The 24673-nt window shown below is 55.8% G+C and carries 17 protein-coding genes, 5 tRNA genes and 1 pseudogene; 21 read left to right on the top strand and 2 right to left on the bottom strand.

Going from position 1 to position 24673, the window contains the following annotated elements:
* Positions 1-84: 84 nt before the first annotated feature.
* The 4 genes and pseudogenes from PTZ19_RS25390 (at position 85) to PTZ19_RS08710 (ending at position 5724) form a co-directional block, all read left to right on the top strand.
* Positions 85-1486 (top strand): annotated as a pseudogene (locus PTZ19_RS25390) (transposase).
* A gap of 606 nt (positions 1487-2092) precedes the next feature.
* Entirely contained in the window at positions 2093-4276 is a 2184-nt protein-coding gene (locus PTZ19_RS08720) for a Tex family protein (protein WP_276353801.1), read from the top strand.
* 130 nt (positions 4277-4406) lie between these two features.
* A complete protein-coding gene (locus PTZ19_RS08715; RefSeq protein ID WP_276353800.1) occupies positions 4407-4880 on the top strand; it encodes an Rrf2 family transcriptional regulator in 474 nt (157 codons plus the stop codon).
* Positions 4881-5064: 184 nt separating this feature from the next.
* Entirely contained in the window at positions 5065-5724 is a 660-nt protein-coding gene (locus PTZ19_RS08710; RefSeq protein ID WP_276353799.1) for a nitroreductase family protein, read from the top strand.
* Between the two features lie 87 nt (positions 5725-5811).
* Here the strand turns inward: PTZ19_RS08710 and cmpA are convergent, their stop codons facing one another.
* A complete protein-coding gene (cmpA, locus tag PTZ19_RS08705) occupies positions 5812-5961 on the bottom strand; it encodes a cortex morphogenetic protein CmpA (protein ID WP_276353798.1) in 150 nt (49 codons plus the stop codon).
* A 95-nt stretch (positions 5962-6056) separates the two neighbouring features.
* Entirely contained in the window at positions 6057-6413 is a 357-nt protein-coding gene (locus PTZ19_RS08700; protein ID WP_276353797.1) for a hydrolase/acyltransferase, read from the bottom strand.
* 99 nt (positions 6414-6512) lie between these two features.
* On the opposite strand from PTZ19_RS08700, the gene PTZ19_RS08695 reads away from it, so the two are divergent.
* From PTZ19_RS08695 to PTZ19_RS08615, 17 genes are all read left to right on the top strand, one after another.
* Positions 6513-6983: a SprT family protein gene (locus PTZ19_RS08695; RefSeq protein ID WP_276353796.1), complete on the top strand. Its 471-nt coding sequence runs from the start codon at positions 6513-6515 to the stop codon at positions 6981-6983.
* 141 nt (positions 6984-7124) lie between these two features.
* A tRNA-Asn gene (locus PTZ19_RS08690) sits at positions 7125-7200 on the top strand.
* A gap of 5 nt (positions 7201-7205) precedes the next feature.
* Positions 7206-7294: transfer RNA gene (locus PTZ19_RS08685), tRNA-Ser, on the top strand.
* Between the two features lie 218 nt (positions 7295-7512).
* A tRNA-Glu gene (locus PTZ19_RS08680) sits at positions 7513-7587 on the top strand.
* Between the two features lie 69 nt (positions 7588-7656).
* A tRNA-Lys gene (locus PTZ19_RS08675) sits at positions 7657-7732 on the top strand.
* 45 nt (positions 7733-7777) lie between these two features.
* A tRNA-Leu gene (locus tag PTZ19_RS08670) sits at positions 7778-7863 on the top strand.
* A 450-nt stretch (positions 7864-8313) separates the two neighbouring features.
* Positions 8314-9633: an ABC transporter substrate-binding protein gene (locus tag PTZ19_RS08665; RefSeq protein ID WP_276353794.1), complete on the top strand. Its 1320-nt coding sequence runs from the start codon at positions 8314-8316 to the stop codon at positions 9631-9633.
* Positions 9634-9707: 74 nt separating this feature from the next.
* Positions 9708-10607 (top strand): carbohydrate ABC transporter permease, encoded by a 900-nt coding sequence (locus PTZ19_RS08660; RefSeq protein WP_276353793.1) that lies wholly within the window; start codon positions 9708-9710, stop codon positions 10605-10607.
* Positions 10607-11434 carry a carbohydrate ABC transporter permease gene (locus PTZ19_RS08655; RefSeq protein WP_276353792.1) on the top strand — a complete coding sequence of 276 codons (828 nt, stop codon included), beginning with the start codon at positions 10607-10609 and terminating at the stop codon, positions 11432-11434. The genes PTZ19_RS08660 and PTZ19_RS08655 overlap by 1 nt, the downstream gene beginning before the upstream one ends.
* Positions 11435-11470: 36 nt before the next feature.
* A complete protein-coding gene (locus tag PTZ19_RS08650) occupies positions 11471-13447 on the top strand; it encodes a glycoside hydrolase family 127 protein (RefSeq protein ID WP_276353791.1) in 1977 nt (658 codons plus the stop codon).
* 46 nt (positions 13448-13493) lie between these two features.
* Positions 13494-15401: a glycoside hydrolase family 127 protein gene (locus PTZ19_RS08645; RefSeq protein WP_276353995.1), complete on the top strand. Its 1908-nt coding sequence runs from the start codon at positions 13494-13496 to the stop codon at positions 15399-15401.
* A gap of 91 nt (positions 15402-15492) precedes the next feature.
* The gene (locus PTZ19_RS08640) at positions 15493-17379 is read left to right on the top strand and encodes a cache domain-containing sensor histidine kinase (protein WP_276353790.1); all 1887 of its coding nucleotides are present in this window, start codon (positions 15493-15495) and stop codon (positions 17377-17379) included.
* Positions 17376-18140 (top strand): response regulator transcription factor, encoded by a 765-nt coding sequence (locus PTZ19_RS08635; protein ID WP_276353789.1) that lies wholly within the window; start codon positions 17376-17378, stop codon positions 18138-18140. The genes PTZ19_RS08640 and PTZ19_RS08635 overlap by 4 nt, the downstream gene beginning before the upstream one ends.
* A 177-nt stretch (positions 18141-18317) precedes the next feature.
* Positions 18318-20306, top strand: a complete 1989-nt coding sequence (locus tag PTZ19_RS08630) for a LacI family DNA-binding transcriptional regulator (RefSeq protein ID WP_276353788.1) — start codon at positions 18318-18320, stop codon at positions 20304-20306.
* A gap of 265 nt (positions 20307-20571) precedes the next feature.
* Positions 20572-22575, top strand: a complete 2004-nt coding sequence (locus PTZ19_RS08625) for a LacI family DNA-binding transcriptional regulator (RefSeq protein ID WP_276353994.1) — start codon at positions 20572-20574, stop codon at positions 22573-22575.
* A 16-nt stretch (positions 22576-22591) separates the two neighbouring features.
* Positions 22592-23407, top strand: coding sequence for a sugar phosphate isomerase/epimerase family protein (locus PTZ19_RS08620; protein WP_276353787.1), 816 nt, complete (start codon positions 22592-22594; stop codon positions 23405-23407).
* Between the two features lie 21 nt (positions 23408-23428).
* Positions 23429-24664, top strand: coding sequence for a substrate-binding domain-containing protein (locus PTZ19_RS08615; protein WP_276353786.1), 1236 nt, complete (start codon positions 23429-23431; stop codon positions 24662-24664).
* Positions 24665-24673 lie beyond the last annotated feature (9 nt).

Below are 24673 nucleotides of genomic sequence, written 5' to 3'. Positions count from 1 at the left end.
CTTTTCTTTTAGTTAAACAAAAAGAAACCATCCTTTGGTAAAATGGAGGTACCACCCAACCATTACCGTAAAGGAGAGGTTTCTTTGTACATTCAATATACCATGGATCACTCTGCTTACCAATGGATTTAGAAGAGGACATTCCCGCAAATCATCTCGTACGTGTAGTTAACGCCGCCGTCAATCGTCTCGACGACGCCATATTCGACGCGGCTTACCCCGGAGGCGGGCGAGATAGTTATCACCCCAAGATGCTCACCAAAGTCATCATTTACGCCTACACGCAGCGTATCTACTCTTCTCGTCAGATTGCCAAAGCCGTTCGCGAAAACATCATGTTCATGTGGATCGCAGGCCGGCAGAGACCGGACTTCCGCACCATCAACCGCTTCCGCTCGGAGCGTATGAAAACCGTGTTGGAAGCGGTGTTTACCGCGGTTCTTCAATTTCTGGCTGAGGAGAACTACGTGCAGCTTGAGCATTACTTTGTGGATGAAACCAAGATCGAGGCCAATGCTAACCGGTTTTCATTTGTTTGGGGAAAGGCAGTCGTAAAGCAGAAGGCCAAGCTCCAGGAGAAAGCCCAGACCTTGTTCGCCGCCATTGAGGCAGCCGAGAAGCAAGAAGAAGGAACGCACAGCGGCCAAGATCTTCTCGAGTTGGGCGGGTCCTCTTCCATCACCAGTGAAAAGCTGGAGCAAGCTGTCAAACAATTGGAGAAGCGTCTGCAGGAGGAACCAAAGGACAAGCCGCTAAAGAAGGCGGTGTGCACACTCCGAAAGGACTTGCTTCCGCGCCTCCAAAAGTACGAGACTCAAGAAGAGATTTTAGGCACGAGAAACAGCTACAGCAAAACGGACCACGACGCCACGTTTATGCGGATGAAAGAAGACCACATTCGAAACGGCCAGCTCAAGCCAGGCTACAATGTTCAGACTGGAACAGAACGAAGTTGAAGCCATTGTCAAATATAGCACGTATCACCGGGAAAAGAGCAAGGCATGGCAAAAGGATATCAGCAAGATCGACAACTGGACCTATAATAGTAAGCAAGATACATGGACGTGTGCTGCAGGACAAACGCTCCATTTCCGGAGAGTGAGTAAAGAGAAAACGGAAAGCGGGTATGAAATCGAATATCATCATTACCGAAGCGCCAGTTGTGAAGAGTGTCCGCTGAAACCGCAGTGTACGAAAGCCCAAGGTGATCGCGAGATCAAAGTTAGCATGAAGTATTTGAGGTTAAAGAATCAAGCAAACGAAAAGCTCCGCAGCGTAGAAGGCTATGCCCTAGCCGTGAGGCGCATGATCGAGCCGGAGCCTGTGTTCGGTGATATGAAGAACAACCGAGGCTTCAAGAGGTACTTGCTTAGGCTTACCCAAGGTAAGTCTGGAGGTCGGGTGGCTGTCCCTTGCCCACAATCTGCTCAAGAAAGCCTCCATAGACGTCAAAAACGAAGGAGTTAAGCGAGAACGGACCGCTTAGCTCTTAGTTTACTACTATTGTGATTAGATTTTATTGCTGAGGCTGTTCCAAAGCTTACTTTTGAGACAGCCTCTTTGGCTTTTTCAGGAAGGATATATTTGCTTTGCCACGGCACGCTCTCCGGTGCTAGCCGGGCACCCTGGAGCACACGATAAGCAAAGTAGGTGAAACAATGATTATCGAAATACGTGTAATAAAATGTGGTCAACTCTATCAATATAATATGATAAAGTTATTCTATTCGAGGATCGTTTCGGACCCTTTTTTAGCCAAATCCCAAAAACTTGACGTTACTTGTGATACGGTTCTCCGCAATTGATCTTAAATTATCCTGCCCGGCAGCATAATGCCTGCGGCCAGCCTAAAACCTTATTTTCACGATCTAATTCTTTACTTCTTGGTCAAATCCAATATTTTCATCTGAAAGCTGGCCCACGCCCGGTAAAGCGCCCCGGCTGGCGTTCTTGATTTACGTTTCTCCCGCTTGCATAATAGGGAAAGAAAATTTCCCTGTCATGGGCGGCGGCCCGGCGGCCGCGCGTTCACCGGCAAGGGCGTCTCCTTATGGAGCGCCCTTTTGGCTTAGGGGAAAAGGGGGTTAAGATCATGACGGCAGCAACGGATCCGACGGAACGCGAAGCGTCCGAGCGGATGATCCGGCAGATCGCCGCGGAGCTGAACCTGGGTGCGGGACAAGTCCGCACCGTGGCGGCGCTTCTGGACGAAGGGAATACGATCCCGTTCATCGCCAGGTACCGCAAGGAAATGACCGGCGAGCTGGACGAAAACCAACTTCGGGCCATCGAAGAACGGCGTAATTACTTGAAAGGACTCGAAGACCGCAAGGCGGAAGTGATCCGGCTGATCGGCGAGCAGGACAAGCTGTCGCCGGAGCTGGAAGAAGCGATCCGCAAGGCGGTCAAGCTGCAAGAGGTCGAGGACCTGTACCGGCCGTACCGCCAGAAGCGCAAGACGAGGGCCAGCGTCGCCAAAGAGCGCGGCCTCGAGCCGCTGGCGTCGTGGCTGTCGTCCCAGCCGAAACAAGGCGATCCGCTCGCGGAAGCGGCGCGGTACGTGGACGAGGGCAAAGGCGTCGCGACGGCGGAGGAAGCCATTCAGGGCGCCATGGATATTTTGGCCGAAATGTGGGCCGACGATTCGGACATCCGGCGCTGGGTCCGGCGGTTCACTTGGGACCACGGCGTGCTGCACAGCAAAGCCAAAGATCCGGAAGCCGAATCCGTATATGAAATGTACTACCAATATAACGAGCCGGTAAAACGCCTGCCGCCTCATCGCGTGCTGGCGATCAACCGCGGCGAGCGGGAGGACGTGCTCGGCGTCTCGGTGGAGGTGCCGGTCGACCGCGTGGTGGAAGAGCTGCATCGGCGGATTCTCCGCGGTCCGTCGGCGAGCCGGGACATCCTGGCCGCGGCGGCGGAGGACTCGTACAAGCGGCTCATCGCCCCGTCGATCGAGCGGGAGCTGCGAGGGGAGCTGACCGAGAAGGCGGAGGAGCACGCGATCGGCATTTTCTCCGAGAACCTGCGCAACCTGCTGCTGCAGCCGCCGGTCAAAGGGCGCGTCGTGCTCGGCGTCGACCCGGCCTATCGGACAGGCTGCAAGCTGGCGGCCGTCGACGAGACCGGCAAACTGCTGGAGGTGGCGGTGACGTATCCGACGCCTCCGCACAACAAGAAGGCGGAAGCCGAAGCGGTGTTCCGGCGGATTATCACGCAGTATGGCGTTCAACTGATCGTCATCGGCAACGGGACCGCTTCCCGCGAGACGGAGCAATTCGTCGTCGGCGTGATCAAGGCGATGCCGGAGCGCGGCCTTCAGTATTTGATCGTCAGCGAGGCCGGCGCCAGCGTTTATTCGGCTTCCAAGCTCGCGCAGGAGGAATTCCCCGACCTGGACGTCGCCGAGCGCAGCGCCGCGTCCATCGCCCGGCGCTTGCAGGATCCGCTCGCGGAGCTGGTCAAAATCGAGCCGAAGGCGATCGGGGTCGGCCAGTACCAACACGACGTCTCGCAGAAACGGCTGGACGAAAGCCTGACCGGGGTCGTGGAATCGGCCGTTAACCATGTCGGGGTCGATTTGAACACGGCGTCTCCGTCTCTGCTGTCGTACGTGTCCGGCATTAACGCGACGCTCGCGCGCAATATCGTGAAATACCGGGAAGAGATCGGCAAGTTCTCGGACCGCAAACAGCTCCAGAAGGTTCCCCGGCTGGGCGCCAAAACGTTCGAGCAAGCCGTCGGGTTCCTGCGGATTCCGGACGGAGACAATCCGCTCGACCGCACGCCGATCCACCCCGAATCTTACGACGCAACCAAGAAGCTGCTCAAGGAGCTCGGGTGCAAGCCGGACGAGATCGGGTCGGAGGCGTTGAAGAGCCGGCTGCGCGAGATCCGGGAGGAGGAGATGGCGGAGAAGCTGCAGGTCGGCCTGCCTACGCTCCGCGATATCGTGGACAGCCTCATGCGGCCGGGACGCGACCCCCGCGACGAGCTTCCGCCGCCGATTTTCCACACCGACGTGCTCGACATCGAAGACCTGAAGCCGGGCATGGAACTGCAAGGCACCGTGCGCAACGTCGTCGATTTCGGCGCGTTCGTCGACATCGGCATCAAGAACGACGGGCTCGTCCACATTTCCCAGCTCAGCGACCGGTACGTCAAACATCCGACCGATGTCGTGGCCGTCGGCGATACGGTGACCGTATGGGTGCTCGGCACGGATTTGAAGAAGGGACGCGTCAGCCTGACGATGAAAAAGCCCCAATAAGGCAACAAATGGTGACCGGGAATCCGCCGGAATGCCGCTTCCGGGCATGGCGGGTTTCCGGTTTTCGTGTTACAATGCAGACAAATCGGACCCGTCGGCCGGGTCCAGCCACCAACAAGGGAGCGCGGAAATGAATCCGGAAAAGTGCACCGGGAACCATCATCCGAAATGGTTCGGCTTGGCGCTGCAGGCACTGGTGATTCTATCGAAGGAACAGCCGCATACTTGCCCGAGCGCGGAGCTCGCGGAACACCTGCACTCCGAAGCCACGCTGCTGCGGAGGATTCTGGCGGTGCTCGCCAAAGAAGGGATTCTCGAGACCCGGGAAGGCCGCGACGGCGGATACCGGCTCAAGAAGGATCCGCGGAGGCTGACGCTGGCGGAGGTCTATTCCGCTTTGCAAGTGGGGGATCCGCTTTGCTACGGCATTCAGGAGACGACCGGCTCCCATCCGTTCGGCAGGGGGATGAAGGCGGCGTTCCTCGATTTGACGAAGGAAATGGATATGAGCCTGAAGGTCGTCTTAAGCCGGTATACCGTCGCCGATTTGGCGGAGCGGGCGGCAGCCGAAGCCATGGATTGGAATCCTGTTGACATCAAATAAAGGCGGTCGTATACTGTAATCACAAATATTACAGTAGCGGCCGCTTTTTTATTTCGTTTAACTGTGAATTTTCTTGCTCAGTTAATAGGTGCAGATTCGGGCATTCATTGGCACGCATCCCGTTAACTGTGCAAGGAAATACTCAGAATGGACGAAGAAGGGCCGCGACAAGGAGGAAACCACTGTGACACCAGCCGTTACGGCCGAGCAAGTGCAATCGTTCATCGACGTCGTCCAGAGCCGCCGATCCGTCCGCAAGTACGATTCCGACACGAAGATTTCCCGGGATGAGCTGAAGGAAATCCTGACGCTGGCTTCCAAGGCGCCTTCTTCGTCCAATATGCAGCATTGGCGGTACTTGGTGATCGATTCGCCGGAGCGGAAACAGGAGCTCCTGCCGATCGCCAACTCGCAGCAACAAGTCGTCGAGGCTTCCGCGGTCATCGCGATCCTGGGCGATCTGGAGGGTTGGCGCAACGCCGATCAGATCTATCGCCAAGCGGCCGAAGCCGGCTATATGGCTCCCGATCTCGCCAAGCAATTCGCGGAACGGTCTACGCAGATGTATTCCTCGCTGCCGAAGGACCGTGCCCGCGAAATCGCGGTGATCGACGCCTCGTTGGCCGCGATGCAGCTCATGCTAGTCGCCCGCGCCAAAGGGTACGACACGGTCCCGATGGGCGGCTTTGACCGCGAAAAGTTCAAGGCGGCATTCGAACTCGGGGACCGCTACGTGCCCGTGATGCTGATTCCGATCGGCAAAGCGGCTCAAGAAGGACATCCGACCACCCGCCTGCCCATCGAAGACGTCACCTTTTGGAACGAGGTTTCGCCATCGCATTAAAACGACAAAAAAGAGCCTTCGCGAGAAGGCTCTTTGCATTTTCGGAACGATGCAAACGGCGGCTTTGCCGAACGGCAAGCCCGGAGATTAAGGCAATTGGCTGGCGCCGCCCGTGGAATCTTTGGACTTCTCCGGTTTGGCGCGGTAATAGAACCAGCAATCGTTGAGCAGACGAATTTGCCGGCGGTCTTTTTTCTGGAACGCGCGCATCAGCTGGTTGCTGAGCCACTGCGGCATCGAAATCGTCCTCCTCCCGTCGTTTCCTGCAGTACTAACATATGGGAGGGGTCGAAATATCGTGCAGGTCCGAACGTCACGTATGAGCGCCGGGATCAGTGCAATTCTTCTTCCTCGTACCATTGCTCGAGCTGCGCTTGGAGGGCCCGGATTTCGGTCAGCAAAGAGACGAGCGGGTAGGATTGCTCGCGGATGCCCGCGAAGGCGCGTTCCAATTCGTTGATGTAGGCGAGTCCGCTGACCGGGGACATCGACTCGTCCAACAGCTCCAGGCCTTGGCATTCGGCCACGGCTTTGGGCAAGTCCGGCACGTTGTCGGCCGTCAGCTTGGTAAGCTCCTTATGCAGCCGGAGATTGAGCGCGCTGAGTTGGTAGGCGTGGGAAGAAGGCATTTCCACGAACTGGAGGCCTCCGTCGTTCTGGCGGAACACGATATAGGACATGTCGGGCATGCGGCGATTTCTCCTCGGTATTCGGGTGTTTGCTACTTGACAGTGTAGCCCAAGGGAAGCTTACAATTCAAGTAGTTTCAGGGATCGGAGGAGAAGGTCTTGGACGACCGCGAGCTGCAAAATTGGGTGGAGAGAGTGTCCCTGGACCGCTTCGGAATCCCGTTCCGACACCGCGCCATATTCAACGCCAGGCTGCGTTCGACGGGCGGACGCTATTTCACGAAAACCCATCATATCGAGATCAGTCCCCACCAGTTGGCCGCTTACGGACCGGAGGAGACGGAGAAAATTATCAAGCACGAGCTTTGCCATTATCATTTGCATCTGCAGGGACGGGGATACAAGCACCGGGATCCGGAGTTCAAGGCGCTGCTGAAGCAGGTCGGAGCCGCCAGGTATTGCAAAGCGCTGCCCGGAGCCAGGCGAACGTTGCCGGTGAAGTACCTGCTCATCTGCCGATCCTGCGGACAAACCTACCCGCGCAAGCGGAAGACGGACCCGCGCAAATACGCCTGCGGACGCTGTCGCGGCAAGCTCAGGCTCGTGGAAGCGGAACCCCGTCCGGGGTGACGAAAATACGCCGGCGAGAGCCGTGCGTGCAGCCGATCCGGCCGGTTCCGGCTCCCTCGAAATTGGCAACAAAAAACGCGTTCGTAAGGCTTGACTTCGCTTGGGGATCATGATAAATTTATCAATGTCACTTTTGAACGTTCCCCGATAGCTCAGTCGGTAGAGCACTCGACTGTTAATCGAGTTGTCACTGGTTCGAGTCCAGTTCGGGGAGCCATATATGGAGAGGTACCCAAGAGGCCGAAGGGGGCGCTTTGCTAAAGCGTTAGGGTGTAACAGCCGCGAGGGTTCGAATCCCTCTCTCTCCGCCATTTGCTTTATCCCAAAACGTGACGAAACCGGGGCCCGGTCGGCAGACTTGCCGATGGGCCTTTCTGATTTTCGGGGATCGCGACGGGGCCCGCAACTGTAAGCAATTGGCTGCAAAAAAACGTTGCGAAAAGGCTTGCCTTCGCTGCCGGGATCAGATATAATCATCCTTGTCGTCTGAAACAGGGGCATGATGAACGGCCGGATCGAAAGCCCGTATGGCCCGTTGGTCAAGGGGTTAAGACACCTCCCTTTCACGGAGGTAACAGGGGTTCGAATCCCCTACGGGTCACCAAAACACCCCAAAAAAGTGAAGCGCGGCGTTGCAGCGAATTCCGATTGCTTTTCGGGGTCCCCAGAATTTGAGCCATTAGCTCAGTCGGTAGAGCACCTGACTTTTAATCAGGGTGTCGAAGGTTCGAGTCCTTCATGGCTCACCAGTTTTTGGTCTCGTCCACAACCTCGTGGAAGACGACAACTCATATGCGGTCGTGGCGGAATGGCAGACGCACCAGCTTGAGGGGCTGGCGGTAGCAATACCGTGGAGGTTCGAGTCCTCTCGACCGCACCATACTTAAGATGATAAGAACCCTTGCGGAACAAGGGTTTTTTTTGTTTTTTCTTAATGGTTGCTTTATTGTACGAAGAATTCAATTCCGGCTAATGGGGACATAATGGGGTTACCTAACGGGTACAAAAGTTCAAGTCGATATACCACTAAGCCGCAGCGGAACGCTTAGCGTCGTTGCATGAGCTTTCCAACGAATATTTCATGCGAATTTAGAAGTTGAGACGCAACACTTGTCTCGATTGGCGAAGCAACATTTCGCGGCCGCTCACCCCTATTTTGAAATCGATGAAGAGTACCGGAATGACGCGGATTTCGTGCCCGAGCGTCATTTTTTATGTCGACAGAAGGTCAATATTGTACTTGGCGAGGTCAATTTCCTACGTTAAAGTGATTGGAATGCGTTGTTATGATGGATCTGTAAGCGCAATCACACACTTATGGAGGGCTTCCATGAAAAGAAACAGATGGTTTGGCATCGGTCTTACCGTCGTCTTGTCGGCGGGTTTGTTGGCGGCTTGTTCGAGCAAAGGCGAAGGCAGCGGCAGCGAGGCGGCGGGAATTCCTCCGGCTTCGAACGCGGCCAGCAAACCGGCCGGCTCGGGTACGATCGACTTCCTGTTCGGCGATCCGAACCGGACGGAGCTGTTCGGCAGAATTACGAAGAGCTTTAACGGGAGCCAGTCCGACGTGTCGGTCTCGTTCAAACCCTCGGGCTTGCAGCACTTGGAGCAGCTCAGAACGCGGCTGGCAACCAATGACGCGCCGGATATGACCTCGCAGTTGCAGGGCTTTGAACTGGCTTCTTACGTCAAGGAAGGCTACATCAAGGACCTGAAGAACGAAGAGTTCATGAAGAAAATCAATCCCTCGGAGCTGGAGACGGTGAAAGTGGGAGACGGCATCTACGGCATCCCGATGGACACGCAGGCATGGGGCGTATTCTACAACAAAAAGCTGTTCGAGAAAGCCGGCATCCAATCGCCTCCGAAGACCATTTCCGAACTGAAGGCCGACGTCGAGAAACTGAAAGCGGCCGGCATTACGCCGTTCGCGGCCGGTTTCGCGACGCCTTGGACGATCGGACAGTTCCTCGGCTACGCGGCTTCTCCGATTCTTACGCCGAAGGTAACGGCAAACATCGAGGAATACAAGAAAGGCAACTGGACGTTCGACGTGCCGGGCATGGATGAAGCGCTGAGCGTGCTCGACCTGATCGTGGCCAATACGCAGCCGCGTCCGTTCGACAGCGACGTTTCCGGACAATACGCCGTATTCGCCAAAGGCGACGCCGCCATGATGGTGCAGGGCAACTGGTCCATCGTGCAATTGAGGGAGCTGAACAAGGATCTGGACATGGGCATGTTCCCGCTGCCGATTTCCGAAGATCCGAACCTGCTGAAATTCCCGAAACAGTACGGCTTCGTCATCAACGTGTTGGAAAACGCCAAGGACATGGACGCCGTACGCAAATACGTGGACTATTTCATGGATTCCAACGGAGAGGCCAAGGTGTACTACGATTCGATCGGCATTCCGACGGCCAACTCGACGGCCGATCCGAAGCTGGATTCCGCTTCGGAAGAGCTCCAGCAATACCTCAAGGACAACAAGACGGTCTTTACTTACTACTCTTATGAACCGGCGGGATTCGACGCGGAATCCTGGAAAATCATCGTCGACTATATCTATAAAGGCGAGAAGGATCACAAGAAGCTGATCGGCCAGTTCGACGCGGCGTTCAAGAAATTCGCGGGCTCTTTGTCCAAGTAAGCATGCGGGCACAAGGCTGAATCCCGACCGTTTCAGCCTTGTCCCGAATATTCGAAGAAGCGGAGCATCCGAACATGAGGACCATCACAGGCCGGAGGACCGGAAGATCGTGGAGAGGCAAAGTCGATTTCGTCAAGTTCGTCGCACCCGCTTTGCTGCTCTATTCTTTGTTCTTCATCGTGCCGCTGTTGCAAACCGTTGTCTATTCCTTCACCGATTGGAACGGCATCGCTAGATCAAGGCACTATATCGGCATCGACAACTACGCGAACATGCTGAAGGACGATCTCTTTCTCGGTTCTCTCCGATTCACGCTCACTTATGCCGTGCTGTATACAATCGGCATCAACATCGTGGCCGTTGCTTTGGCCTTGCTGCTCACCCGAAGCATCAAATCGAAAACCGCTTTGAGGGCGGTCATCTTCACGCCGTTTCTGTTTAACGACGTCACCGTCGGTTTCCTGTGGCAGTTCCTGCTCGGACGGTTCATGACCGGCTTGTACGACAAGACGCATCTGGGCATTTTCGGCATCAGCTGGTTATCCAACGAGCATCTGGTGCTTTACTCGATTATTTTCGTGAAAATGTGGCAGGCGATGGGTTATTTCATGGTCATCTACATTGCCGGACTGCAGTTGATTCCGAAGGAACCGCTGGAAGCGGCCGTGATCGACGGGGCTACCGGCTGGAAGCAGATCACGAGGATCACGCTGCCGCTGCTCATGCCGACGATGGCGATTTGCGTGTTTCTGTCGATCACCGATGCCCTCCATATGTTTCCCCTGCTCATGACGTTAACCGGGGGCGGACCGGGCCATGCATCGGAGAGCGTCTCCCTCTACATTTACAACACCGCTTTCAACAACCAGCAAATGGGATACGCTTCGTCGCTTGCCGTAGTGCTCGCCGTACTCGTTCTCATCATCACGTATTTTCAATTGAAAGTGTTCCGCGGCAAGGAGGTGTCCATGTAATGACGAGCGTTTTGAAAAACCGCGGCATCGAGCTCGGACTCTGGGTATTCGTGCTGATTTTGTTTTCGCCGCTGCTGTTTATCGCGGTCAACTCGCTAAAGGACTTCGGAGAAGTCCTGATGGACCCGATCGCGCTGCCGAAAACGCTGCAATTTGCCAACTACACGGAAACCTGGAGCGAAAGCGCCTATCACAGGGTATTCCTGAACACGGTATTATTCGCGGGCGTCAGTACGCTCATCGTAATCGTGATCACGTCGATGGCCGGCTACAAGCTGTCCCGCTTGAACTCGAAGGGAAGCCAGATGCTTCTTCTGCTCTTCACGATCGCCATCATGCTGCCGTTTCCCGTGGTCATGATTCCGATCGCGCAAGTGGCGGCCTGGCTCGATCTCAAAAACAATCTGCTCGCGATCAGCGTCCTGAATGCCGGATTTTCCTGCTCGCTGGGCGTGCTGCTGTTCAGCAGCGCCGTAAAGGCGATTCCCCGCGAGCTGGACGAATGCGCGGAAATGGACGGCTGTTACGGTTACCGGATGTTTTTCCAAATTATTTTTCCGCTTCTGAAACCCGTGACCGGCACGCTGGTGGTCATATACGTCATCCGTTACTGGAACGACCTGATGCTGCCTTTGATACTTATCACGAAAAACAAGTTCTATACGATTCCGCTGTCGCAGATGATTTTCTTCAACCAATTTTCGAACAACCGCTGGAATCTGCTGCTGGCTTCCGGCGTCATGGCGGTGCTGCCGCTGCTGATTCTGTACGTTTTCACCCAAAGATACATTATTCAAGGCATCGTCGCCGGTGCCGTCAAAGGTTAACCTCATCCCATACGGAAAGCTGAAGAGGTGTTTCGTTTGAACCACACAACCCATCACCCGCGCAAAATACGGCAGCTGCTGCCGATTCAGGACGTGCGATTGGACGGAGGCTTCTGGAAGGACCGGCAGGAACTGATTACGGGCGTTACGATCCCGTATATCTGGGAAGCGCTGAACGACCGGATCCCCGGCGTTCCCAAAAGCGCGGCGGTCGAAAACTTCAAGGCGGCGGCCGGTTTGTCCGATCAAGGCTTCTTCGGATTGGTGTCGCAGGACAGCGATTTGGCCAAATGGATCGAAGCCGCGTCCTACAGCCTGATGATCAAGCCGGACGCGGAGCTGGAAGCGCTGCTCGACGGCGTCATTGAGATCCTGGATCAGGCCCAGGAAGACGACGGCTATTTGAACACCCATTATTCGCTGAACGGAATCGATAAAAGATGGAGCTTCCTGCGGGAATCGTGCGAGCTCTATTGCGCCGGTCATTTGATCGAGGCGGCCGTGGCGCATTACGAGGCGACGGGCAAAGATTCCTTTCTTCGAATCGCGCGCAAATACGCCGATCATATCGGCAGGGTGTTCGGCCGGGAGGAAGGTCAGAAGCGAGGCTACTGCGGGCACGCGGAGGTCGAACTCGCGCTGGTCCGGCTGTACCGCGTCACGGGGGACGAGGAATATTTGCGACTCAGCAAATATTTCGTGGAAGAAAGAGGGCAGAAGCCTTATTATTTCACCGTCGAGAAAGCGGCGGCCTCCTCCGACCGGAACATCATGGAACATCTCGTCTATGCGCTCGAGGAAGAGAACTACCAGCATTCGCAATCCCACCTGCCGGTCCGTGAGCAGGAGCATGCGGACGGACATTCCGTCAAAGGCATGTACCTGTACAGTTCGATGGCCGATCTGGCGCTGGAATACGGGGACGGGGAGCTGCTTCAAGCCTGCAAGCGGCTGTGGGACAGCGTCGTCGGAAAGCGCATGCATATTACCGGCGGCATCGGATCTTCCGCCGTCGGCGAAATGTTCACCTTCGATTACGACCTGCCGAACGATGCCAGCTATAACGAAACGTGCGCGTCGATCGGGCTCATTTTCTGGGCCCAGCGGATGCTTCGCCTGGAGCCGGACCGCAAATACGCCGACGTCATGGAACGGGCGCTGTATAACGGAGTGCTGAGCGGTCTCGCATTGAGCGGCAAGCAGTTCTTCTACACGAATCCGCTGGAAATCTGGCCGGAGGCCTGCGCCGTCCGCAAAGACAAGGAGCACATCCTGACGGAGCGGCAGCATTGGTTCGACTGTCCGTGCTGTCCGCCCAACATTTCCCGGTTGATCACTTCACTCGGACAATATATATATACGCTGGACGAGGACGTCGTCTATACGCATCTTTATATGTCCAGCAGCGCGAAAATCGGCAGCGGTTCCGGCGCATTCACGCTCGTCCAGGAATCCGGCTATCCCTGGAACGGAAGCGTGCGTCTTCGCATCGAGGGCGAAGCCCCGGTAAAACGGACGCTCGCGCTTCGGATCCCGGGATGGGCCCGCGATTATGCGATCATGCTCAACGGTGTGGACATCACAAAGGAGACCGCCGTGGAAAACGGGTATGCGAAAATCGACCGGGTCTGGACGGACGGCGATACGCTGGAGCTGCTTCTCCCGATGGACGTCGAAAAAGTATACGCCCATCCGAAGGTCCGATACAACGGCGGCAAAGTCGCGCTGCAGAGAGGACCGGTCGTTTACTGTCTGGAAGAGGCGGACAACGGTCCGGTGCTCTCCGGCATCTCCCTTCCGCGGGAGAGCAAGCCGGAAGCCCGTTTCGAGGAAGGTCTGTTGAATGGCGTGGTGGCGTTGTACGCGGATGCCGTCAAAACCGCTGTCGAACAGCCGGCGCTTTATTCGGCGCAGAGGCCTGCCGAAGAGAAGGTCCGCATCAAAGCGGTGCCGTATTATGCCTGGAACAATCGGGGGCGCGGCGAAATGGCCGTCTGGATCAATGAGAGATAAGAGGGTGCATCCATTGCGAGAACATCATCTGACGGTTCCGGTTCCGATGGAGCGGGTATCGATCCGGGACCGCTTCTGGCGGGGACGGATCGACCAAATGGCGCGGGAAGTCATTCCCTATCAATGGAATGCGTTAAACGACAACATCCCGGGGGCCGAGTCCAGCCATGCCGTGGAAAATTTCAAAATCGCCGCCGGACTCGCGAACGGCAAATTTTACGGCGAACGTTTCCAGGACAGCGACGTGGCGAAATGGCTGGAAGCCGCAAGTTACAGCCTGGTTTCGTATCCGAGTCCGGAGCTGGAGAAGGTCATGGACGGGGTCATCGACCTGATCGGCCGGGCGCAGCAGGAAGACGGCTACCTGAACACGTTTTTCACGGTGGCGCAGCCGGAGAACCGTTGGAAGGACTTCTCCCACGGCCATGAGCTTTACTGCGCCGGCCATATGATCGAAGCGGCCGTGGCTTATTACCAGGCGACCGGCAAACGCAAGCTTCTGGATATTGTCTGCCGGTATGTCGATTATATCATTTCCGTGATGGGACCGGAGGAAGGCAAACGCAAGGTCTATTGCGGCCATGAGGAAATCGAGCTCGCTTTGGTGAAGCTGTACCGCGCCACCGGAGACGAGAAACACCTGCGCCTCAGCCGGTATTTCATCGAGGAGCGGGGCAAGCAGCCCAGCTTCTTGGCGGAAGAAGAAACGTTCGGCTGGATTTTCAAGGACAAGTGGTTCGGCCTGGACTACCATCAGGCGCACGCGCCCGTTCGGGAACAGCCGCATGCGGACGGCCATGCCGTACGAGCGATGTATTTGTATGCGGCGATGGCGGACCTTGCCGCCGAAACGGGAGATTCCACGCTGATCGACGCGCTCGGGAAAGTTTGGCAAAGCGTGGCGGGGCGGCGCATGTACATTACCGGCGGCATCGGTTCGCAGGGGCATGCGGAGAGATTCACGTTCGATTACGATCTGCCGAACGATGTTGCCTACGCCGAAACGTGCGCCTCGATCGGCCTCGTCTTCTGGATGCACCGGATGCTGCGGCTCGAACCGAACGGCGCGTATGCGGACGTCATGGAACGTGCGCTTTACAACGGCGTGCTAAGCGGAATTTCCCTGGACGGAACGCGGTATTTTTACGTGAACCCGCTGGAGGTTCATCCTGAAGCGGTCCGCGAACGAGCCGACCATAAGCACGTGAAGCCGGAGCGCGTCCATTGGTTCGGATGCGCCTGCTGTCCGCCGAATATCGCCCGGTTGCTAACTTCCCTGGGGCAATACGTGTATTCCACCGACGTCCGGGGCGTATACGTTCATCTGTACATGGAAAACGAGGCCGCCATTACCGTCGGAAGCCATAAGGTCACCATTGCGCAAAAAACGGAGTATCCTTGGGATGGAGACGTGACGCTCGAAGTCCACCCGGAGCGGGAATGCGAATTCACCGTCGGGCTGCGGATTCCCGGCTGGTGCAAGGCGTGGATGCTGATGGTCAACGGCACTCCGGTCCTCGAACCCGATGTGGCTCGGGGATATGCGATGATTCGCCGGGCATGGAAAGAAGGAGACGTCATTCGGCTCCTGCTGCCCATGCCGGTCGAGCGGGTGAAGGCCCATCCGCTCGTACGCGAAAATGCCGGAAAGACGGCGCTGCAACGGGGGCCGATGGTCTACTGCCTGGAGGAAACCGACAATGGACCGAACCTTGCCGGAATCTCGCTCTCCAAGTCGGCGGACATCCGAACCGCGAGTTGGGAGGACGGTCCCGAAGGGGCTGTTGCCCTGGAAGCGGAAGCTTGCCGGGACGACGTTGCCGGGTGGGGCCAGCAACTGTACCGGATTGGCGAGTTTCCCGCGGTGCCGCATCGAATGCGGGCCGTACCCTATAGCATGTGGGGCAATCGCCGCCCCGGCGAAATGGCGGTATGGATCCGGGAACGCGGATAATGCCAGAGCATAAGCCTGACGACAGACCGAGGAACCGCGAAGGCGGGTCCTCGGTTCCGTTCGTCAAATCAGATCGACAGCGGGTGAAGTCATGATCGGCATGTCCCACCGGGATAAAATGATTTACGTGCTCAGAAGCCGTTTGAAATACAAGCTGCTTCTGGTTTGTTTGCTCATCTACGTGCTGCAGTGCGGCATGATCGTTTATTCGTATCAGAACGCCGCCCAGGACATCAAGGCGGAAATGATCGACCAGAACATGAAGCTGCTCAACCAGGCGAACCGGAATTATTTCAGCAACGTCATCCTCGAAATCAACCGTTTGATGGAGAGGGCGTTCGTGGAAAGCATTTTCTGGGAGAACAATTCCCTCGCCAACGAAGACAAAGACTATATTAACGAAAACGCGAAGATCGATCAGATCCTCTCCAGCATATACAGCTACGGCAGCTATGCCGACAGCGTCTATTTGTATTTCAACCGCAATCGCCATCTGTACATCATGGACGAGTTTTCGCACAAAGACATTCCGAGCGCCGGCGCCCAAAATACATTCGCGATCGAAAATCCGGATTTGAACAAATATACGTGGTACAAAGGCGCTTTGCAGTCGAGGGGCAACCTCTACCTGTCCGAAAATTTGAATATTCGCGAATCCGCCAATACCGGTACCGGAAAACTCCTCAATTTTTCCAAATCCTTGTTTAATCCGCTGAAAAAGGACGAGCTCATATCCGTTATCAGCATCAATATCGGTTACGAATATTTCGATCGCCTCGCACGGGAACTATGCAAGCCCGAGGAAAAACTGGTGATCGTCTCCGGCGACGGAACCGTCATCTATTCGACCGATTCCCGGGAAATCTTTCACCCGGCGGACGAAGCGCTGCTGGCGAAGCTGAAAACGGCGAAAACCTCCGGACACGCGGATATGCCGGGCCGCCAGTCCGTTTTGCTGTTCAATCAATCGGAATCTTCCGGCTGGTACATGGTCAAGGAGATTCCGAACCGCGTGCTGATGGAGGACGTCCGGCGCAACGCCGCCACCAACGTCATTTTGCTGATCGGCATCTTCGTCATCAGCATCATCCTCATGCTGTTCATCGCGATCCGCACCACAAATCCGATCAAGACAATCGCGTATGCGATGGAAAAGTTCGAAGAAGGCAACGGGAAGCTGCAAACCTACCTGCACCGGATCGACGAAATCGGCAAGCTGAACCGGAGCTTCAACAAGATGACCGATAAAATCAACTACCTGATCAACTCCGAATACAAGGCCAAAATCGATGAAAAACAAGCGCGGTTAGAAGCGCTTCAAGCGCAGATCAATCCGCATTTTCTCAACAACACGCTGCAGATCGTCAGCGGTATTGCCGTGGAACACCAAATCGACTCGATCGAGAAAATCAGCGGCGCCTTGAGCACGATCCTGCGTTACAGCCTCAGCCGCAACAACGAATTGGTGACGCTGTCGCAGGAATTGAACAACGTGGAGCAGTACTTGTTCATCCAAAAATTCCGGTACGAGGACCGGTTGGACTATCGCGTGGATATCGATCCTTCGTTACTGGGCTGTCATATGCCGGTGCTGACCCTTCAGCCGTTGGTGGAAAACGCGATCAAACACGGGATGGAAAGCCGCATGGGCACGGGGATCATTCGTATTTACAACGAGACGGACGAACGGGGCGGCTGTTTGCTGGTGGTGGAGGATAACGGAACCGGTATTTCCGCGGCAGAGGCGGACAAATGGAACCGGAAATTCGGGGGAGAAGCCCGCGAGGAGAACAGCGGCTGGAACGGCAGAGGTTTGCTCAATATTCACGACCGGATTCGCTACTATTTCGGCGAAGAGTTCGGCCTTTGGGTGGAAAGCGGCTCGGGCCAAGGCTTTAAGGTCATGATCCGGCTCCCCGGCCAAATAAACACATCCGCGGACGGCCCGGACACCGGAAGGGAGGCGTGGCCGGAATGAACTACACCGCCTTGATCGTGGACGATGAAGCCCACATCCGGAGAACGATCCGCAAAATCGGACTGTGGGAACAGCTCGGCGTCGAAGTGATCGGAGAGGCGTCGGACGGCTTGCAGGCGTTTCAGATGATCAGCGAGTACCGGCCGGACATCGTGCTGCTCGACATGCGGATGCCCGGCATGGACGGCTTGGAGCTGCTTAAACAACTGGAGCGGTTCGAGCTTTCTTCCAATATCATCATCGTAAGCGGCCATGACGATTATGTCTATATGCATCAAGCGATCCGATTCGGGGCCAAGGACTACATTCTCAAGCCCATCGATCGGGAAGCCTTTAACGCCTCCCTGGGGCGGGTCGTATCCAGGCTGGCCAAAGACGAAGACGCTGCACCCGCCGCCGAAGACGAAACGGGAACGCTGTCCGACGGAACGGTTCCGCATTTGGACCTGATCTCCCGCATCTACGAATACATCATCCGCAACTACCGGCAGGACCTCTCGCTGAGCAACTTGTCGCAGCAATTCTTCATCAGCAAAGAGTTTTTGTCCCGCGCCTTCAAAAAAAGATACGACATCGGCATTACGACATTCATCAACCAGATCCGCATCAATAAAGCCAAAGAGCATTTGCGAAAAGGAAGCAAAGTGCATGCGGCCGCGGAAGCCGTCGGTCTGGAGGACGTGAACTACTTCAGCAAGCTGTTCAAAAAACACACGCACATGACGCCTTCCGAATTCGTTGAGATGTTTAAGGATGATTGATCAATGTCCCGGTTTTAATACATGCCGAGGCCAGTATATTCGCAGAAATGGATTTTTGGACCGAATTTCATCCCGCGGATTTCCTCATCGACCGAAATATTTTATACTTCAATTCGATGGGTATTTTGCGCTTGTCCAAGCTGCGATTCGCAGAGTGTCGGAGGGGGTGAAAGCCGAATGAATATCAAGGAAATTGCGGAGAGGGCCGGCGTCTCCATCGCAACGGTTTCCCATGTGGTGAACAAAACCCGGTACGTCAGCGCGGAATTGACGGAGCGGGTGCTGAAAGTCATCGAGGAAACGGACGGCAAACCGGGTTTTCTTCTACGTAACAAAAAGTCGCTGAAATCCGGCAACATCCTGTGCTTGGCGGATAATATCACGGATTATTTCTGCGTCGACGTGATCAAAGGTTTGAGAGACCGGGCAAGGCTCGAAGACATGCATGTAGTCGTGCTGCATTCGGACAGCTTCGGCTTGCTTCACGAATACATCCGGCTCGAAAAGCCGGCCGGCGTCGTTTTTCTCATGGGCGCGCGTTCGGAAAGCGACTTCTCCAAGATGAAGGAAATCGGCATCCCCGCTGTTTTCGTCGGTCAAGCGGACAGTGTATCAGAGAACGGGAATATTGTCTTCGATGCGTTCGAATGCGCCTATAAGGCGGTCCACCATCTTATGAAAAGCGGACATGACCGGGTGGCATTCGTTTATCGGGATAAGGACGGCCCCTGGTTCGATCGCAAACTCCTCGGGTATCGGGAGGCGTTGAACGAGCAAGGTATTCCGTTTGACCCCTCCCTTGTCGTCGCGATGGAAGACTTGTGCGCTTACGATAAGCACGAGGTGCAGGACATCCTATCTCAGACCAACCGGACGACCGCCGTTCTCTGCGCGGACGAGGCGGCGGCGACCGGGTGTTTGAAATTCATGGGCAGCCACAACCTCAAATGTCCGGAGGATCTATCGCTGGTTAGCCTCCATGAGTTCCAATGGGGGGATTTGCTGAGCCCGCCGATTACCACGGTGTCGTACGATCCTGCTGAAATCGGTCGGAAAAGTTTCGAAAAGCTGATCGCGAAAATCAAACGGCTGGGCGAAGACTCCGAGAATACGGTCGTGGAGAGCAAAATCAAAGTAAGGAGCTCAACGCAGACCATCGCCAAAGGCCCCCTCGGCGAAAAGGCGGAAAGTCCGGAACTCTTGCATCTGGAGGCTTCGGAGATAGAGAGCATCAAAACCGGAGAGTATACGGCGGCGATCTCTTTCCATTATTCCGGCACCGCATGGGCAAGGCTGCACGAAAAAGGAATCAAGGACGTATTTGCCGAAATGGGAATCAAGGTGCTCGTCGTCACCGATGCCCACTTTGACCCGGAACTGCAAAACAAGCAGCACGAAAGCATCCTTTCCATGAACCCGGACATTTTGATCAGCGTTCCCGTTGACGGGGTCATGACCGCGGCCAGTTATCGCACCATGTTAAACGCCGGAATCAAGCTCGTGCTGATCAACAACGTTCCGGAAGGTTTCGAACGCCGGGACTACGTCACGTGCGTTTCCGTAAACGAACGCGAAAACGGCCAAATCGCCGGAAGATTGTTGGGCGATTATTTCAAAAGACATGACAAGAAAAAAATCGGGTTGCTCGTTCACGGCGCTCCTTTCTTCGCCACCCGGCAAAGGGATCAAGCGGTGGAACAGGTGCTCACCGAAGAATTTCCCGACCTAGAAATCGTCGCGGTGCAGAGCTTCGAGAAGGAATCCCGGGCATTCGATACTTGTTACGAATTGATCAAAAACCATCCGGAGATCGAAGGGTTATACGTCTCTTGGGAAGGGCCCGCCCTTTCGGCGCTGAAAGCGCTGCGGGAATTAAACCGGGAAGAGATCCGCGTGGTCACCGCGGACTTGGACAGCGAGGTGGCGCTGAACCTGGCCGCCGGCGGTTCCATCATCGGGATCAGCGCGCAGCGTCCTTATGACCAGGGAAGGGCGATCGCGCTCGCCGCCGCGAACGCGCTCCTCGGCAGAAGCACCCCGTCCTATATCGGAGTGAGTCCGTACAAAGTCACGAGAGACAATTTGCTGATCGCATGGCAGGAAATCCTGAAAGAACGCGCACCGGCTCAGCTCGCAAACGCATTGAAAGGCAACCGGAACCCGTAAATCCCATAAAAGCCGACCTTAGGGTCGGCTTTTTTACGTAAATAGGGGAGTGAATCAGTGAAATCGAGAAAAAACGGACGATTTTTCTTTCACGCCTCCACGTTTTGACGGCTAAAATAAAATTTTTGCGTAAATTCATTGACCCAGACAGCGTTTTCATGTTATATAATGACTATCACTTAAATCCTGAGAGTAAAAAAGATGGCTTTTACGCTTTTATTTACGTAAATTTTGCAGAAGAATGCAAGGTGACCGAATCGTGAAAATGAAGGAAATCGCCCGGAAAGCAGGGGTGTCGATCGCGACCGTATCCCACGTGGTGAATAAAACCCGATACGTCAGCGATGAATTGACCGAACGGGTGATGAAGGTCATCCAGGAGCTGGACGAAAAACCGGGGTTCCTTTTGCGCAACGTGAAAGCGGCTTCAACCGACGTGATCTTATGCGTCGTCGAAAACATAACGGACTATTTCTGCGTGGAGATTCTGAAAGGGGTGAAATGCCAAGCGGCCCAGGAAGGCCGCCAGATCGTGGTTCTCCAGTCGGATCATCCGGGAGCCGTGCAGGATTATGTGAGATTGGAAAAGCCGAGCGGCATCATCCTCATTACGGACAAACGCCGCAGCGAACGCATCCGCTCTGCTGAATTCCCCATTCCCATGGTGATCATCGGCCACGCGGACCGCATCGCGGAAAACGGGCATCTGTTGATCGATTACCGCGAAAGCGCCTACAAAGGAACGCTTCACCTCATCAAAAGCGGCCATGAAAAAATCGGCTTGATTTACGATCCCGAAAATCCATACGCCTGCCCGCAGATCCTTTCCGGCTACCAAGCCGCCTTGCGGGAGCACGAGCTGGTGTTCGATCCGGCACGGGTACTGGGGCGGCAGCCGGACAAAGCGTTCGAAACGGATGCGGTCGGGGCCTGTGAGGAGGACAGGCCGACGGCATGGGTGATCGGGAACGAAGTCGCGACTTTCGAGTTCCTGCGTTATTTCACGAACCGAAACTTCAAAATCCCGGAAGACCTTTCGGTGGTGAGCCTTACGGAGCTGGAAGCGAACCGGCTGGTCAATCCCGCGATTACGACGGTTGCCCATGATCCGCATGAACTCGGAAGAATGAGCCTGGAGAAATTGACACGCAAAATCGCGTCTCAACCGGACAGCGGGGAGAACGCCGTCGCGCCGTGCAGAATGACCATCCGGCACTCGACGAAGTGCATCGGCCGCGGTCCGCTTGGCGAAAAAGCCGAAAGTCCGGAATGTCTCGGGCTGAGCGCCGCGGATATCGAACGGATCAAATCCGGTTCTTATACGGCCGCGATATCGTTCCACTATGCGGGAACCGCCTGGGCGAGGATGCACGAGAAAGGAATCAAAGACGTTTTTTGGGAGCTTGGAATCAAGGTGCTGGCGGTGACGGACGCGCATTTTAACCCGGAGATGCAGATCACGCAGCATGAAAGCATCCTCGCGATGCGGCCGGACGTCTTGATCAGTATCCCCGCGGACGAGGCGTTGACGTCGCGCAGTTACCGGGAAATCGTGAACGCCGGCACCAAGCTGGTGCTCATCAACAACGTGCCGCGCGGCTTCAGAAGAGAAGACTATGTCACCTGCGTATCCGTCAACGAGCGGGAGAACGGACAAGTCGCGGGGAGAATCCTGGGGCAATACCTGACCGACAACGGCAAGAAAAAGGTCGGCATGCTCGTTCACGGGGCCTCGTTCTTCGCCACGAAACAGCGGGACATGGCGGTGGAACAAGTTCTTTCCGAGGAGTTTCCGGAGCTCGAAATCGTGGCGATGGAACCGTTCATGAAGGAAAGCAAGGCCTTCGATTCCTGCTACGAGATGATCAAAAACCATCCCGAAATCGAAGGGCTGTACGTTTCCTGGGAAGGTCCGGCGCTCGCGGTATTGAAAGCGCTTCGGGAGTTGGGCCGCGAAGACATCGGCGTGATCACGGCCGATCTGGATACGGACGTGGCCTACAACATGGCGATGGGCGGCCCCATCAAAGGCATCAGCGCCCAGCGTCCTTACGATCAGGGAAGAGCAATGGCGTTGTCGGCGGCGAACGCTTTGCTTGGAAGAAGCATTCCTTCCTTCATCGGCGTAAGCCCTGATAAGGTGACTTCGGAAAATCTGTTGACAAAGTGGCAGGAAATTTTGCGGGAACGCGCGCCGGCCGAGCTGGCGCAAATGCTGAAAAGCCAAAAACCGACGATTCCGGCAGAGCATGCGTACGCCGGCCTTTGAAAGGAGGTGAACAAAGATGAAGCTTGGTTACCAGACGAATACATGGGGCGGCGTCGTGGGTCATCCCGCCGGCGTCACCTCGGTAAAGGATTTGTACTATTGGACCCCGGGATCGATGGAGCAGGCGGTCAAGGAGATCGCAAACGCCGGCTTTGCGGGCATCGAACTGTTTGACGGAAACCTCATGACGTATGAGGACCGTCCCGCCGAATTCCGAAACCTGCTGCAGCAGCATGGCCAAAAACTCGTAGGCGTTTATACCGGCGCGAACTTCATTTTCCCGGACATTTGGAAAGAAGAGCTTTATAAAATCGAAAAGGTAGCCCAACTGGCCGCCGAATGCGGAGCCGAGCATTTGGTCCTCGGAGGAGGAGCGATCCGGGCAGCCGGTATCCTCGATTCCGATTTCGAAGCTCTGGCGGAGTCGCTGCAAGGCGCGGCGCAAGTGGCGGAGAAGTACGGCCTCGTACCCAGTTACCACCCGCATCTCGGAACCATGGTTCAGGCGCCGGATCAGCTCGACCGCATCATGAAACTGACGAACATTTCCCTCTGCCCGGATACCGCGCACATCGAAGCGGGGGGAGGCGATCCCGTTGCCGTGATCCGCAAATACATCGACCGGGTCCGCTACGTTCATTACAAGGATTACGGTTCCGGAAACTTCCTTCCTTTGGGTGAAGGCGGACAGGACTTCGCGGAGATGACGCGGATCCTCCGGGCACACGGCTATGACGGTTGGATCACCGTCGAATTGGACAGCCACGACGACCCTTATCGCGGAGCGGTCATCAGCAGAAAGTATCTTCGCGAGCAATGCGATTTTCAATAACCATTTGGGGGGTCATTTTCCGTGAAAAAGCAACTCGCACTTACGGTCGTTCTGGTTATGGCATTGGTTGCCGTTCTGGCGGCTTGCGGCAAGGGCAATAACAGCGATTCGAGTCCGTCCAGCTCGGAGGCGGTTTCCGAAAGCGCTTCACCTTCCGCGTCTGCACCTGCTTCAGCTTCCGCTTCCGCGTCTCCGAGTGCTTCCAGCGCTGCGTCGGGCGAAGCCCTGACGATCAACCAGGCGCTGCCGGACAAAGAGATTTTGAGCAAGGGCCCGGACGGCGAAACGGCGGTTTCGGCGAAAACGCTGTCGCTGTCCGCCGACGACATCGAGAAAATCAAGGCGGGCCACTACAAGGCCGCCATCGCCATGCACTATGCCGGCAACGACTGGTCGACGGCGCAAATCAAAGGTCTGCAGGCGGCTTTCGCCAAAATGGGCATTGAAGTCATCGCGACCACCGACGCCAACTTCAAGTCGGAAAAACAAGTGTCCGACATCGAGACGATTCTGTCGAAGAAGCCGGACGTTATCGTCAGCATCCCGGTCGATCCGGTATCGACGGCGGACGCCTACAAGAAGGCCGCCGCGGCCGGCGTGAAGCTCGTGTTCATGGACAACAAGCCCAACGGCCTCCAAGCAGGCAAGGATTATGTCAGCGTCGTATCCGCGGACAACTACGGCAACGGCGTCGAGTCCGCCAACATCATGGCCAAGGCCATCGGCGAATCCGGCGAAATCGGCATGATCTACCATGACGCGGACTTCTTCGTCACGAAGCAAAGAACGGACGCATTCGAAAAAACGATCAAAGAAAAATACCCGAACATCAAACTGATCGACAAAGGCGGCATTACGGGCCCGAACGACGGCGAGAAAGTCGCTTCCGCACTGCTGACCAAGCATCCGAACCTCAAAGGTCTGTTCGTCGTTTGGGACGTTCCGGCGGAAGGCGCTCTCGCAGCCGCCCGCTCCTCAGGCCGCAACGATCTGGTCATCACCACGATCGACCTCGGCACCAACGTTGCGCTCGACATCGCTTCCGGCGGCATGATCAAAGGTCTCGGCGCTCAGCTGCCGTATGACCAGGGAACCGCGGAAGCCATCCTGGCGGGCTATGCCCTGCTCGGCAAGCAGACTGCTCCGTATTATGCGGTACCGGCTCTTCCGGTTACGAAAGACAATATCCTGGATGCTTGGAAAACGGTATACGGCACCGACGCTCCTTCCTCCATTCAAGACGCAGCCAAAAAGTAAAGGAGTGCA

The sequence above is a fragment of the Cohnella caldifontis genome, from assembly GCF_029360585.1.
Taxonomy (GTDB): Bacteria; Bacillota; Bacilli; order Paenibacillales; family Paenibacillaceae; genus Cohnella; species Cohnella caldifontis.
The sequence above is the reverse complement of the archived record's forward strand: the minus strand, read 5'-3'. Positions and strand labels throughout refer to the sequence as shown.